The sequence below is a fragment of the Pseudomonas peradeniyensis genome (assembly GCF_014268935.2).
GTDB classification, from domain to species: Bacteria; Pseudomonadota; Gammaproteobacteria; order Pseudomonadales; family Pseudomonadaceae; genus Aquipseudomonas; species Aquipseudomonas peradeniyensis.
Genome location: NZ_JABWRJ020000003.1, coordinates 125527 through 139231, shown reverse-complemented (window position 1 = coordinate 139231; position 13705 = coordinate 125527). Strand labels below are relative to the sequence as shown.

The 13705-nt window shown below is 64.1% G+C and carries 11 protein-coding genes; 6 read left to right on the top strand and 5 right to left on the bottom strand.

The features are described from left to right. The first annotated feature begins 1 nt into the window (after position 1). From glyQ to HU751_RS15460, 4 genes are all read left to right on the top strand, one after another. Complete coding sequence (glyQ, locus tag HU751_RS15475; RefSeq protein WP_011531473.1) at positions 2 to 949, top strand: glycine--tRNA ligase subunit alpha; 948 nt, start codon at positions 2 to 4, stop codon at positions 947 to 949. Beyond that, positions 946 to 3000, top strand: a complete 2055-nt coding sequence (gene glyS, locus HU751_RS15470; RefSeq protein ID WP_186712236.1) for a glycine--tRNA ligase subunit beta — start codon at positions 946 to 948, stop codon at positions 2998 to 3000. The genes glyQ and glyS overlap by 4 nt, the downstream gene beginning before the upstream one ends. Before the next feature lie 4 nt (positions 3001 to 3004). Continuing rightward, positions 3005 to 3532, top strand: coding sequence for a D-glycero-beta-D-manno-heptose 1,7-bisphosphate 7-phosphatase (gene gmhB, locus HU751_RS15465; RefSeq protein ID WP_096049048.1), 528 nt, complete (start codon positions 3005 to 3007; stop codon positions 3530 to 3532). A gap of 65 nt (positions 3533 to 3597) precedes the next feature. Beyond that, positions 3598 to 4368, top strand: coding sequence for a lysophospholipid acyltransferase family protein (locus HU751_RS15460; RefSeq protein WP_186732140.1), 771 nt, complete (start codon positions 3598 to 3600; stop codon positions 4366 to 4368). Positions 4369 to 4640: 272 nt separating this feature from the next. Here HU751_RS15460 and HU751_RS15455 read toward each other — a convergent pair whose 3' ends face one another. Both HU751_RS15455 and HU751_RS15450 read right to left on the bottom strand, forming a co-directional pair. Further along, on the bottom strand, positions 4641 to 6260 hold the full coding sequence (locus HU751_RS15455; protein ID WP_186732141.1) for an MFS transporter: 1620 nt from the start codon (positions 6258 to 6260) through the stop codon (positions 4641 to 4643). Positions 6261 to 6357: 97 nt separating this feature from the next. Beyond that, on the bottom strand, positions 6358 to 8007 hold the full coding sequence (locus tag HU751_RS15450; RefSeq protein ID WP_186732142.1) for a GMC family oxidoreductase: 1650 nt from the start codon (positions 8005 to 8007) through the stop codon (positions 6358 to 6360). A 174-nt stretch (positions 8008 to 8181) separates the two neighbouring features. Between HU751_RS15450 and HU751_RS15445 the strand changes: the two genes are divergently transcribed. After that, positions 8182 to 9069, top strand: a complete 888-nt coding sequence (locus HU751_RS15445) for a LysR family transcriptional regulator (RefSeq protein WP_050707612.1) — start codon at positions 8182 to 8184, stop codon at positions 9067 to 9069. Here the strand turns inward: HU751_RS15445 and HU751_RS15440 are convergent. From HU751_RS15440 to HU751_RS15430, 3 genes are read right to left on the bottom strand one after another with little or no spacing between them, the layout of a single operon-like run. After that, positions 9058 to 9876 (bottom strand): TSUP family transporter, encoded by an 819-nt coding sequence (locus tag HU751_RS15440; RefSeq protein WP_186712239.1) that lies wholly within the window; start codon positions 9874 to 9876, stop codon positions 9058 to 9060. The two genes, HU751_RS15445 and HU751_RS15440, sit on opposite strands and share 12 nt — an antisense overlap. Further along, positions 9873 to 11153, bottom strand: coding sequence for an NAD(P)/FAD-dependent oxidoreductase (locus tag HU751_RS15435; RefSeq protein WP_186732143.1), 1281 nt, complete (start codon positions 11151 to 11153; stop codon positions 9873 to 9875). Before HU751_RS15435 ends, HU751_RS15440 begins: the two co-directional genes overlap by 4 nt. A 41-nt stretch (positions 11154 to 11194) precedes the next feature. Continuing rightward, the gene (locus HU751_RS15430; RefSeq protein WP_186732144.1) at positions 11195 to 12079 is read right to left on the bottom strand and encodes an MBL fold metallo-hydrolase; all 885 of its coding nucleotides are present in this window, start codon (positions 12077 to 12079) and stop codon (positions 11195 to 11197) included. Between the two features lie 247 nt (positions 12080 to 12326). Between HU751_RS15430 and HU751_RS15425 the strand changes: the two genes are divergently transcribed. Further along, positions 12327 to 13625, top strand: a complete 1299-nt coding sequence (locus tag HU751_RS15425) for a sigma-54 interaction domain-containing protein (protein ID WP_186732145.1) — start codon at positions 12327 to 12329, stop codon at positions 13623 to 13625. Positions 13626 to 13705 lie beyond the last annotated feature (80 nt).

Below are 13705 nucleotides of genomic sequence, written 5' to 3'. Positions count from 1 at the left end.
CGTGAGCCAGCCTACGCCAGCCGTGCGTACCTTCCAAGACCTGATCCTCGCCCTGCAGAACTACTGGGCCGAGCAAGGTTGTGTGGTGCTTCAGCCCTACGATATGGAAGTAGGCGCCGGCACTTTCCACACCGCTACCTTCCTGCGCGCCGTCGGCCCGGAGACCTGGAACGCCGCCTACGTGCAGCCCAGCCGTCGCCCTGCCGACGGGCGGTATGGCGAAAACCCCAACCGCCTGCAGCACTACTACCAGTTCCAGGTGGTGCTCAAGCCGAACCCGGCCAACTTCCAGGAGCTGTACCTCGGCTCGCTGAAAGCCATCGGCCTGGATCCGCTGGTTCACGACATCCGCTTCGTCGAAGACAACTGGGAATCGCCGACCCTCGGCGCCTGGGGCCTGGGTTGGGAAATCTGGCTGAACGGCATGGAGGTGACCCAGTTCACCTACTTCCAGCAGGTCGGCGGCATCGAGTGCTACCCGGTCACCGGTGAGATCACCTACGGCCTGGAGCGCCTGGCCATGTACCTGCAGGGCGTGGACTCGGTATACGACCTGGTATGGGCCGACGGCCCGTTCGGCAAGGTCACCTACGGCGACGTGTTCCACCAGAACGAAGTGGAACAGTCGACCTACAACTTCGAGCACGCCAACGTCGAGAAGCTGTTCGAACTGTTCGACTTCTACGAAAGCGAAGCGAACCGCCTGATCAAGCTGGACCTGCCGTTGCCGACCTACGAAATGGTCCTGAAGGCCTCGCACACCTTCAACCTGCTGGACGCCCGCCGCGCCATCTCGGTGACCGAGCGCCAGCGCTACATCCTGCGCGTACGTACCCTGGCCCGGGACGTGGCGCAAAGCTATCTGCAAGCCCGCGCACGCCTGGGCTTCCCGATGGCCTCTCCTGAACTGCGTGACGAAGTGTTGGCTAAGCTGGAGGCTGCACAATGAGTGCTCAAGATTTCCTGGTTGAACTGGGCACCGAAGAGCTGCCACCGAAGGCCCTCGCCAGCTTGGGCGACGCGTTCCTCGCCGGCATCGAGAAAGGCCTGCAGGCCGCCGGCCTGAACTACACCGGCAAGCAGGTCTACGCCGCGCCACGCCGCCTGGCCGTGCTGATCCGCCAGCTGGACGTGCAGCAGCCGGACCGCAGCATCAACATCGACGGCCCGCCCGTGCAGGCCGCGTTCAATGCCGAAGGCCAGCCGACCCAGGCCGCCCTGGGCTTCGCCAAGAAGTGCGGCGTGGAGCTGTCGGACATCGACCAGAGCGGCCCCAAGCTGCGCTTCTCCCAGCACATTCCGGGCAAGGCCACCGCCAGCCTGCTGCCGACCATCGTCGAGGATTCGCTCAACGACCTGCCGATCCCCAAGCGCATGCACTGGGGCGCCAGCCGTGAAGAGTTCGTGCGCCCGACCCAGTGGCTGGTGATGCTGCTGGGCGATCAGGTGGTCGACTGCACCATCCTGGCCCAGAAGGCCGGCCGTGAATCCCGTGGCCACCGCTTCCACCACCCGGAAAACGTACTCATCACCACCCCGGCCAACTACGTCGAGGACCTGCGCAAGGCCCACGTGCTGGCCGACTTCGCCGAGCGTCGCGAGCTGATCAGCAAGCGTACCGCCGAGCTTGCCATGCAGCAGGAAGGCACGGCCATCGTGCCGCCGGCGCTGCTGGACGAAGTGACCGCCCTGGTCGAGTGGCCAGTGCCGCTGGTGTGCTCGTTCGAGGAGCGTTTCCTCGAGGTGCCGCAGGAAGCCCTGATCACCACCATGCAGGACAACCAGAAGTACTTCTGCCTGCTGGACAGCGAAGGCAAGCTGCTGCCGCGCTTCATCACCGTGGCCAACGTCGAGAGCCGCGATCCGAAGCAGATCGTCGAAGGTAACGAGAAAGTCGTGCGTCCGCGCCTGACCGACGCCGAGTTCTTCTTCAAGCAGGACAAGAAGCAGCCGCTGGAAAGCTTCAACGAGCGCCTGAAGAACGTGGTGTTCCAGGCTCAGCTGGGTACCGTGTTCGACAAGGCCGAGCGCGTTTCCAAGCTGGCCGCCTTCATTGCCCCGTACATCGGCGGCAGCGCCGCCAACGCCGGCCGTGCCGGCCTGCTGTCCAAGTGCGACCTGGCCTCGGAAATGGTCGGCGAATTCCCTGAAATGCAGGGCATCGCCGGCTACTACTACGCCCTCAACGATGGCGAGCCGCAAGACGTCGCCCTGGCGCTGAACGAGCAGTACATGCCGCGCGGCGCCGGCGCCGAGCTGCCGCAGACCCTCACCGGTGCCGCCGTGGCCATCGCCGACAAGCTCGACACCCTGGTCGGCATCTTCGGCATCGGCATGCTGCCCACCGGCAGCAAGGACCCGTACGCCCTGCGTCGTGCCGCCCTGGGCGTGCTGCGCATCCTGATCGAGAAGCAGCTGGACCTGGACCTGGCCGTCGCGGTCGAGTTCGCGGTCAAGCAGTTCGGTGCCAAGGTCAAGGCCGCCGGCCTGTCCGAGCAGGTGCTGGAGTTCGTCTTCGACCGCCTGCGCGCGCGCTATGAGGACGAAGGCATCGACGTCTCCACCTACCTGTCGGTGCGTGCCCTGAAGCCGGGCTCGGCGCTGGACTTCGACCAGCGCGTGCAGGCCGTGCAGGCCTTCCGCAAGCTGCCGGAAGCCGAGGCCCTGGCCGCGGCGAACAAGCGCGTGTCGAACCTGCTGGGCAAGGCCGAAGGCGCCATCGCCGACCAGGTCGAGCCGAAGTACTTCGACAACGCCAACGAGTTCTCCCTGTACTCGGCCATCCAGCAGGCCGACCAGGCCGTGCAACCGATGGCGGCCGCGCGTCAGTACAGCGAGGCCCTGGCCCGCCTGGCTGCCCTGCGTGACCCGGTCGACGCCTTCTTCGAGGCGGTGATGGTCAACGCCGAGGATGCCAAGGTGCGCGCCAACCGTTATGCCCTGCTCAGCCGCCTGCGCGGTCTGTTCCTGGGCGTAGCCGATATCTCGCTGCTGGGGTGAGTCGTTGAAACTGCTGATTCTTGATCGAGACGGAGTGATCAACCACGACTCCGACGCCTATATCAAGTCGCTGGAGGAGTGGATCCCCATTCCCGGCTCGATCGAGGCCATCGCGCAGTTGAGCAAGGCGGGCTGGACGGTGGCGGTTGCCACCAACCAGTCCGGCATTGCCCGCGGCTACTACCCGCTGGAAACCCTCGAGGCCATGCATGCGCGCCTGCGCGCGCTGGTGGCCGAGCAGGGCGGCGAGGTCGGCCTGATCGTGCATTGTCCGCACGGCCCGGACGAGGGCTGCGACTGCCGCAAGCCCAAGCCCGGCATGCTGCGGACCATTGCCGAGCACTACCAGGCGCCGCTGGCCGGCGTATGGTTCGTCGGTGACAGCAAAGGTGACCTGGAGGCGGCCCTGGCCGTCGATGCACAACCCGTGTTGGTAAAAACCGGCAAGGGCGAAAGGACCCTGGAAAAAGGCGTCCCGCAAACTACACTGATTTTCGACGATCTGGCAGCCATCGCCAGAGAACTTATTTAAATGAGTGCGCCAGGAACGGCGCACTTTTCATTAGGCGGGCACGCCCCGCAACGGTACATGCCACTATGTCGATCCTGCAGGCGATCAGAATCTTTCTTTTTTACCTGCTGTTGGGCACCAGTTCTTTGCTGTGGTGCTCGCTGAGCTTCTTCGTCGCGCCTTTCCTGCCGTTCCCCAAGCGCTACAAGTTCATCAACGTGTATTGGTGCCGCTGTGCGTTGTTCCTGGTGAGGACGATCCTGCGTATCGACTACAAGGTCACCGGCGCCGAGAACGTGCCTGACGTACCTTGCGTGATCCTGTCGAACCACCAGAGCACCTGGGAGACGTTCTTCCTGTCGGCGTACTTCTCGCCGCTGAGCCAGGTGCTCAAGCGCGAGTTGCTGTACGTGCCGTTCTTCGGCTGGGCCATGGCCATGCTGCGACCGATCGCCATCGACCGGAAGAACCCGAAGGAGGCCCTGCGCCAGGTTGCCAGCCAGGGCGACGAGCTGCTCAAGCAGGGCACCTGGGTGTTGATCTTCCCCGAAGGCACCCGCGTGCCGCATGGGCAGATGGGCAAGTTTTCCCGCGGCGGCACCGCGCTGGCGGTGAATGCCGGCCTGCCGGTACTGCCGATCGCCCACAACGCCGGCAAGTTCTGGCCGCGTGAAGGCTGGGGCAAGCGCCCGGGCACCATCGAGGTGGTGATTGGCGCGCCGATGTATCCGGAGGGGACGGGCCCGCGTGCCATTGCCGAGCTCAACGACCGTGCCCAGGCATGGAACGAGGCGGCCCAACGCGCCATGGGTTCGCTGCCGCCAGCGGCGGAAAAACCCGAGCAGCAGCCTGCCTGACGATCTGTGGATAACGTGTTAGCAAATTTTGGATTAAGCGTCTTCAACCATAGCTAAGTTATTGAATTAGCTATTTATTTCCATGTATGACGTTTTTTCGAAAATCGTGCATAAGTTTTTTCCCGCGATAAAAAAACCGGCTTTTACGCCGGTTTTTTTATAGGTTGATCGCTTTGATCGAGTCGTGGGAGCGGGCTTGCCCCGCGATGGCGTCCTCAGTGCTGGCGACATCGCGGGGCAAGCCCGCTCCCACGTTGTATCCCTCTCAATCCTCACACCTTGTCGATATCCACATCCCGGGTCTCTTTCAGGCAGAAGATTCCCACCACCAGGCTCACCCCGGTGATCAGCACCGGGTACCACAGCCCATAGAAGATATCCCCCGTATACACCACCAACGCGAACGACACCGTCGGCAGGAAGCCACCGAACCAGCCGTTGCCGATGTGGTAGGGCAACGACATCGAGGTGTAGCGGATGCGCGTCGGGAACAGCTCGACCATCACCGCCGCCAACGGCCCGTAGGTCATGGTGGCGATCAGGATCATGGCAACGATCAGCACCACCACCATCACCTGGTTCACATGCGCAGGATCCGCCTTGGCCGGGTAGCCGGCGCTATCGATGGCACTGCGCATGGCCGTCTCGTCGAAGCCATTGATGGTCTTGGCGCCGATGCTGACGATCACCTCGCTGCCAGCGACATTCACCGAACTGTAGGGCAGGCCCTGCTTGACCAGGAACGTCTTGACCTTGTCGCACGGGCTGTCGAAGCGTGCCTTGCCCACCGGATCGAACTGGAAGGTGCAGCCCTTGGGATCGGCGGTGACGACGATCGGCGCCTGGCGACTGGCGGCGTCGATCTGCGGGTTGGCGTAATGGCTCAGGGCCTTGAACAGCGGGAAGTACAACACCGTCGCCAGCAAAAGGCCAAGCATCAGGATCGGCTTGCGCCCGACCCGGTCAGACAGCCAGCCGAAGAACACGAAGAACGGCGCACCGATCACCACGCTGATGATCAGCAGGGTGTTGGCCTGGGCCGGGTCCATCTTGAGCATCTGGGTCATGAAGAACAGCACGTAGAACTGCGCGGTGTAGAAGGTCACCGCCTGCCCGGCATTGATGCTGAACAGCGCCGTGAGCACCACCTTGAGGTTGGGCCACGAGGTGAACGACTCGCGGATCGGCGACTTGCTGACCTTGCCCTGGGCCTTCATTTTCACGAAGGCCGGCGACTCGTGCATGCTCATGCGGATCCAGGTAGAGATCGCCAGCAGCACGATCGACAGCAGGAACGGCAGGCGCCAGCCCCAGGTTTCGAACTGGTCGCCACTGATGTAGCGGCTGGCCAGGACCACGAGCAACGACAGCAGCAGGCCGAGGGTGGCGGTGGACTGGATGAAGCCGGTATGGAAACCGCGCTTGCCGGGTGGCGCGTGTTCGGCGACATAGGTAGCCGCGCCGCCGTATTCACCGCCCAGCGCCAGGCCCTGGAGCATGCGCAGCACCACCAGGATGATCGGCGCGGCGATGCCGATGCTGGCGTAGGTGGGTAACAGGCCCACGGCGAAGGTCGACAGGCCCATCAGCACGATGGTCACCAGGAAGGTGTACTTGCGCCCGATCATGTCGCCCAGCCGGCCGAACACCAGCGCGCCGAACGGGCGCACCAGGAAGCCAGCGGCAAAGGCCATCAGGGCGAAGATAAAGGCGGTGGTGTCGTTGACGCCAGCGAAGAACTGCTTGCTGATGACCGCGGCCAGCGCGCCATAGAGAAAAAAGTCATACCACTCGAACACCGTCCCGAGGGATGACGCGAAAATGATCTTGCGCTCTTCACGACGGCTTGGGCTGCTCGCCGCCGCCCCCTGTTCCTGGATGTAATCCGACATCGTTGCTGTCCTCGGCCCGCGGGCCACAGTGATTATTCTTGTTGTTCCACTGCCGGCGACTTGCGATCACAAGCCACCGCTGTTGCAAACACCCGGGTCAGGGCGTCGGTATCGCGCTGGCGTCGCTGAGGTTGGTCTGGGTATTGGCTCCCTTGAGGATCAGTTGTGCCGCCTTTTCGGCAATCATCAACGTGGGTGAACAGGTATTGCCGGAGACGATCTGCGGCATGATCGAGGCGTCGGCCACGCGCAGACCGGGAATGCCATGCACGCGCAGCTGGTTATCCACGACGTCCAGCGCGCCGCTACCCATGCGGCAGGTGCCCACCGGGTGGAAGATGGTGGTGCCGATCTGGCCGGCGGCCTGGTGCAGGTCGTCCTCGCTCTGCAAGGCGGGGCCTGGCAAATACTCGCGAGGATCGAAGGCCGCCAGGGCAGGGGCCTGGACGATGCGCCGGGTGAGGCGAATGGCCTCGGCGGCGACGCGCAGGTCCTCGGGATCGCTCAGGTAGTTGGGGTCGATCACCGGCGCGGCATTCATGTCCGCCGAGCGGATGTCGATGCGTCCACGGCTCGCCGGGCGCAGGTTGCACACCGAGGCGGTGAAGGCCGGGAAGCGATGCAGCGGTTCGCCGAAACGGTCCAGCGACAACGGCTGCACGTGGTACTGCAGGTTGGCGCTTGCCTGCTCAGGGCCTGAACGGGCGAAGGCGCCCAGCTGGCTCGGCGCCATGGCCAACGGGCCACTGCGGTCGTAGGCGTAGCGCAGGCCCATGCCCAGCTTGCCCCACAGACTGTTGGCCATCTGGTTGAGGGTGCGGGTGTTGCGGACTTGGTAGATCAGGCGCAGTTGCAGGTGATCCTGCAGGTTGCCGCCGACCCCGGGCATCTCATGGCGGACCCCGATACCCAAGCCTTCGAGCAGCTTGCGTGGGCCGATGCCGGAGCGTTGCAGAATGCCGGGCGAGCCCACGGAGCCCGCGCACAGGATGATCTCGCGGCGAGCGGCGAACTCGTGCCAGGCGCCTTGCCACAAGGCCTTCACCGCCCGCGCGCGGGTGTTGTCGAGCAGCACCTGGTCGACCTGCACGCCCGTCAACACTGTCAGGTTGGGGCGCTTGAGGATGGGCCTGAGAAACGCCTTGGCCGAGTTCCAGCGCACGCCGCTGCGCTGATTGACCTGAAAGTATCCACAGCCGGCGTTGTCGCCCGTGTTGAAGTCTTCGACCTTGGCGATGCCACTCTGCTCGGCGGCATCGCGGAAGGCATCGAGGATCGGCCAGCTGTAGCGCTGCTGCTCGACCCGCCACTCCCCCGCGGTACCGTGGCTGTCGCTGGCGCCGGCGAAGTGGTTTTCGCTGGCCTTGAACAAGGGCAGCACATCCTTCCACGCCCAGCCGTCGTTGCCTTGCTCGGCCCAGCGGTCGTAGTCGGCGGCCTGGCCACGCATGTAGATCATGCCGTTGATCGACGAGCAGCCTCCCAGCACCTTGCCCCGTGGGTAACCCAGGCTGCGACCGTTCAGGCCGGGCTGGGCCTCGGTCTTCAGGCACCAGTCGGTGCGTGGATTGCCGATGCAGTAGAGGTAACCGACGGGGATGTGAATCCAGGGATAGTTGTCGCGGCCACCCGCCTCGAGCAGCAATACGCGGCACGAAGGGTCGGCGGACAAGCGGTTGGCCAGCAGGCAACCGGCGGGACCGGCACCCACGACCACATAGTCGTAGACAGGATCGGCTGATGGCATGTGCAACCTCGCGCCTGATTATTATTCTTGTCCCGATCCATCTTATTGATTAATTTCGCCGAGGAAACACGAGATTTCGCGCAGCCGTTGTGCGTTTTAGCACAGCGACTATCTGATTGTGGGAGCGGGCTTGCCCCGCGATGGCTTCAACAGCCAGCACATCCAAGGACGCCCATGTTCGACTGGAACGATCTGCGGTTTTTCCTCGAGTTGCAGCGCAGCGGCCGCCTGCTTACCGCCGCCAAGCGCCTCAACACCACCCACAGCACCGTGGCCCGGCATATCGAGAGTATCGAAAAGCACCTGGGCACCGCGCTGTTCGTCCAGCACGCCCAGGGCTACGAGCTCACGCCTTCCGGCCAGGCCCTGCTCAAGCACGCCGAAGCGATGGAGAACGTCGCCCTGCTGGCGCAGGAAGAAATCACCCAGGCCATCACGCCACTGGGCAAGATCCGCCTGGGGGTGACCGAAGGCATCGGCATCATGTTCTTCACCCCGCGCATGAAAGCCTTGTTCCAGCGCTACCCGGGGCTCGAAGTGGAATTGGTGGCGGTGCCGCGTTTCGTCAGCATCCTCAACCGCGAAGCCGAGATCAGCATTCACCTGGAACGCCCCAACGCCGACCTGCTGATCACCCGCAAGCTCACCGACTATCGCCTGGCCCTGTATGCCAGCCAGGACTACCTGGACCGCGCGCCACCGCTGCACAGCCGCGAAGACCTGGCCCGGCACAGCTGGATCGGCTATGTCGACGACCTGCTGTTCAGCCAGGAGCTGCTGTTCCTCAACAGTTTCTGCCGGGCGCCCAACGTGGTGTTTCGCAGCACCAGCGTGATCGCCCAGCAGCATGCTGCCCAGGCCGGGCTGGGCATCGCCGTGCTGCCCAACTACATGGCCCGCCACGATCCGAAGCTGGTGCGCGTGCTGCCCAGCGAGACCATCCAGCGCAGCTACTGGATCTGCACCCGCCGCGAGCTGCACAAGTCGGTACGCCTGCGGGTGGTGTGGGACTACCTGCTGGCGCTGTGCGCCGCCGAGCAGGACGAGTTGCTAGCCGAGTAGCGCCTTGCCGGCCAACAGTACCGCGGCGCCACAGCCCACCACGGCGAACAGCTGCTGCAGGCGCGGGCCGGCCAGCTTGCTCGCCAACGGCCGCGCCAGCAGCAGGCCCAGCACCGCCCCCACCGCGAACGGCGCCCCGACCCACCAGTGCATCACCCCCGCCACGCTGGCGCTGACCACGCTGCCGGTGGACACCAGGGCGATCACCGCCAGCGAGGTGGCGACGATGCTTTTCATGTTCAGGTTGGTATAGCGGTTCAGCGCCGGGATGATCACGAATCCACCACCGACGCCCAACAGGCCTGACAGCAACCCCGACAGCATCCCGGTGAATGCCAGCGCCCGGGCGCAGGGCAGGGTCCAGCGCAAGCGCCCCTGCAGTGGGTTGAGCACGCAGGGCATGATCTCCCGCTCCCCACAGGGCGACTCGCCACGCAGTTCACGCGCCGCCTTGCGCCAGATCCGCAGGCAGGCGTACACCAGCACCCCGGCGAACACCAAGGCCAATGGCGTGTTAGGCAAACGATGAGCGAGCATCAGGCCGAACGGCGCACAGGCAATCCCGATCACCGCGATGAACGCGGCCGCCCGGTAGCGCACCAGTCCCTGGCGCAGGCCGAGCACCGCACCGACCGACGCCGCCAGCCCCACGGCCAGCAGGCCGATCGGCGCCGCCTCGACCATGCTCAGACCCAGGCCGAACACCAGCAGCGGCACCGCCAGGATGCCACCGCCGGCGCCGGTCAGGGCCAGCACCGCGCCAATGATCGCGCCGAGCCCGGCGCCCAGCAGTTGGTGTTCGATCACTGCTGCGCCTCGACCACCAGAGGTTGCGGCCGGGCCAGCCATTCGCGGCCCTTGAGCATGGCCTTCCAGTACAGCGGCGGCAGGATCTGCGCCTTGAGCAACCAGGCCAGGCGGGTTGGCTTGCGGCCATCGAGCAGCCAGCGCGGGAAGCTCGGCGCCACCTTGCCGCCATAGGTGAACTCGGCCAGGACGATCTTGCCGCGCTCGACCGTCAATGGACAGGAGCCGTAGCCATCGTACTGGGCCAGGGTCGACAGGCGACCGAGTGCCACCAGCACATTGTTGGCCACCACCGGTGCCTGCTTGCGGGCAGCGGCGGCGGTCTTGGCGTTGCTGGTATTGGCCACGTCACCCAGCGCATGGACATTGCCGAACTGGCGATGACGCAAGGTATGCGGGTCGACATCCACCCAGCCCGCCGCATCGGCCAGCGGGCTCTGGCGGATGAAGTCAGGCGCCACCTGGGGCGGCACCACATGCAGCATGTCGAAGGCCTCGACCCGGGTCTCGGTGCTGCCGTCGGGGAGGGTACGAATGAACGTGGCGCGCTTGTTCGGACCATCCACCGCCGTCAGGCGATGCTGGTAGTTCAGGTCCACTTCGTACTTGTCGATGTAGCTCATCAGCGCCGGCACATAGTCCGGCACACCGAACAACACCGCACCGGCATTGAAGAAGCTGGCCCTGACATTGCCCAGGTGCCCGCTGCGCAACCAGTGATCGCAGGACAGGTACAGCGCCTTCTGCGGCGCACCGGCGCATTTGATCGGCATCGGCGGCTGGGTGAAGAGGGCGCGCCCCTGCTTGAGGTTCTGCACCAGTTGCCAGGTGTAGGGCGCCAGGTCGTAGCGGTAGTTGGAGGTGACACCGTTGCGACCGAGCGTCTCGCTCAAACCCTCGATGGCATTCCAATCGAGTTTCAATCCTGGGCAGACCACCAGCTGTTCATAGCTGACCGCGCGCCCGTCCTCGAGCACCACCAGTTGCCCCTGAGGGTCGAAGCCCTCCACCCGTGCCTTGATCCAGCGCACGCCACGGGGCAGGGTGGCCGCCATGGTCTGGGCGGTGCTCGGCGCCTTGAAAACACCGGCACCGACCATGGTCCAGCCAGGCTGGTAGTAGTGCACGTCGGCGGGGTCGATCAGGGCAATGTCCAGCGACGGGTCACGGGCGATCAAGCTGGAGGCGGTGGCGATACCGGCGGCACCGGCGCCGACGATCACCACCTTGTGGTGATCGGCACGGGAGGAATCGGCAGGGGACAGCAAGGCAGGCATGGCGGTGTTCCTTGGAAATCTCGTTATGGATACGGCGTGGCTTACAGCTTGTTCAGCGGGATCTTCAGGTAGCTCACACCGTTGGCTTCAGGTTCGGGGAATTGCCCGCTGCGCATGTTGATCTGCACCGAAGGCAGGATCAGCACGGGCATGTCGAGGGTCTTGTCACGGGCTTCGCGCATCTGCACGAAGCTGTCTTCGCTGACCCCTTCATGGATATGGATGTTGTCGGCGCGTTGCTCGGCCACGGTGGTGACGAAGCGCAGCTCACGGCCACCGGGCAGGTAGTCGTGGCACATGAACAGCCGGGTCTGGTCGGGGAAGGCGAGCAGGCGACGGATCGACTGGTACAGGGTTCGCGCGCTGGCGCCCGGGAAATCGCAACGGGCGGTGCCGTAGTCGGGAGTGAACAAGGTGTCGCCGACGAACACGGCGGTCTCGCCCGCGTCCTCGACCATGTAGCTCATGCACGCCGGGGTATGCCCTGGGGTGTGCAGGGCACGGGCATGCAGGTTGCCGATGCGAAATCCCTCTTCATCTTCGAACAGGACGTCGAACTGGCTGCCGTCGCGGGCAAAACCCGGCTCGGCGTTGAACAGGGTGCCGAAGACTTTCTGCACCTGGGTGATCTGCGCACCGATCGCGATACTGCCGCCAAGCCGCTCCTTGAGGTAAGCCGCCGCAGACAGATGGTCGGCGTGCACATGGGTATCCAGGATCCATTGCACCTTGGCGTCCAGCGCCTCGACGCGGGCGATCAGCTTGTCCGCCGAATCGGTGCAGGTGCGCCCGGACTTGGGGTCGTAGTCCAGCACGCTGTCGATCAACGCGCATTGGCGCGTCTCGCCATCCATGACCAGGTAGCTGATGGTCCAGGTCGCCTTGTCGAAGAATTCTTCGACGTGAAGGTTGTTGCCGATGATCATTGCACTCTCCAGTTATCCACCGGGCCTCCTTGAAGGCATAGGCAGTGAAGGGTGCTTTATCAAGATACATGCCAGCCTTTCAGATAGGACGCCGTCCCCTTGTAGGAGCGGCCTCGTGCCGCGATGGGCTGCGCAGCAGCTCCATTCCAGCCAGCCAAAGGTGACAGTTCCTGGCAGTCGACTGTCAGCCGATGGCAGTGTTTGGCAGTCCTTGCTACCCTCGCCAGGTCCTTCATCTGGTGCTGTCATGCTAGCCGCTTCCCATCCCGCGATCCTCGCGCTGGTGTCCTATCTCGAACACGATGTGCTGCCCAGTATCGTGCTGGATACCGACTACAACATCCTGGCTGCCAACGCGGCGTACCGTCGCCAGTTCGGCAACGAGGAGCACGCGCCGATCGGCGAAAAATGCCACCGGGTCTCGCACCACTATGCCGTGCCTTGCGACCAGGCCGGGGAACATTGCCCGCTGCGCAAGTCGCTGGACAGCAAGGTGCCCGAGCGTGTGCTGCACATCCATCACACCCCGCGAGGGCCGGAACATGTGGATGTGGAGCTGCGTCCGATCCTCGATGACGAGGGTAGGGTGGTGGCCTTCGTCGAACGCCTGACCAGCGTCACCCTGGCATCGGCACAACCTCAACAACAAGGACTGGTTGGCCGGGCGCCAGCCTTCAAGACCGCCGTGGCCAGTTTGCAACGTGCAGCCCCTGCGCAGATTCCGGTACTGCTCCAGGGCGAGTCGGGCACGGGCAAGGAGCTGTTCGCCCGCGCCTTGCACCTGGGCAGCCCCCGAGCCAATGGCCCCCTGGTGGTGGTGGATTGCACCGGGCTGACCGAGTCGTTGTTCGAGAGTGAACTGTTCGGCTATGAGAAGGGCGCCTTCACCGGCGCGACTCAACGCAAGATCGGCCTGGCCGAGGCCGCTCACGGTGGCACCCTGTTCCTCGATGAGATCGGTGAAGTACCGCTGGCGATGCAGGTGAAACTGCTGCGCCTGATCGAATCCGGCAGCTTCCGTCCGGTCGGCAGCACGCGCACGGTCCATTCGGACTTTCGCCTGGTCTCGGCCACGCACAAGCCATTGAAAGAGATGGCTGCCGAGGGGACGTTCCGCGAAGACCTGTATTACCGCATCAGCGGATTCCCGATTCGCCTGCCGTCACTACGCGAGCGAGGCGAGGATTTACCGTTGCTCTGTGAGAGCCTGCTGCAACGCATGGCCGGCAAGCACGCACCCAAGGTTACCGCCGAAGCACTCGAGTGCCTCAACCTGCATACCTTCCCAGGCAACATTCGCGAGCTCAGGAATATTCTGGAACGGGCCAGGCTTTTTGCCGATGACGGTTTAATTCGTCCTGAACATCTGCCCGAAGATATCCATCCAGTGGCAGATCAAAGCCATTTCGGCCGTCGCGGACGCAATGAAATGGCCGAGCTGGCGCATGCCTTGGAGACCTTCAAAGGATCACGTAACGAGCTGGCAGCACATCTGGGCATGAGTGAGCGGACTCTCTATCGCCGTCTCAAATCACTAGGGCTTTGAGCGTTCCACGTGGAACATTCAACGAGAACACTGCTGAATAGTATTGTTTTGATATCGCGGCTCAAGGAAGATTGCGAGCT

What these genes read in the sequence shown, in the direction of transcription:
- HU751_RS15430 (WP_186732144.1), bottom strand. Translation starts at nt 12,079, where the DNA reads ATGATCATCGGCAACAACCTTCACGTCGAAGAATTCTTCGACAAGGCG.
- HU751_RS15425 (WP_186732145.1), top strand. Translation starts at nt 12,327, where the DNA reads ATGCTAGCCGCTTCCCATCCCGCGATCCTCGCGCTGGTGTCCTATCTC.
- HU751_RS15455 (WP_186732141.1), bottom strand. Translation starts at nt 6,260, where the DNA reads ATGTCGGATTACATCCAGGAACAGGGGGCGGCGGCGAGCAGCCCAAGC.
- HU751_RS15450 (WP_186732142.1), bottom strand. Translation starts at nt 8,007, where the DNA reads ATGCCATCAGCCGATCCTGTCTACGACTATGTGGTCGTGGGTGCCGGT.
- HU751_RS15445 (WP_050707612.1), top strand. Translation starts at nt 8,182, where the DNA reads ATGTTCGACTGGAACGATCTGCGGTTTTTCCTCGAGTTGCAGCGCAGC.
- HU751_RS15435 (WP_186732143.1), bottom strand. Translation starts at nt 11,153, where the DNA reads ATGCCTGCCTTGCTGTCCCCTGCCGATTCCTCCCGTGCCGATCACCAC.
- HU751_RS15460 (WP_186732140.1), top strand. Translation starts at nt 3,598, where the DNA reads ATGTCGATCCTGCAGGCGATCAGAATCTTTCTTTTTTACCTGCTGTTG.
- glyS (WP_186712236.1), top strand. Translation starts at nt 946, where the DNA reads ATGAGTGCTCAAGATTTCCTGGTTGAACTGGGCACCGAAGAGCTGCCA.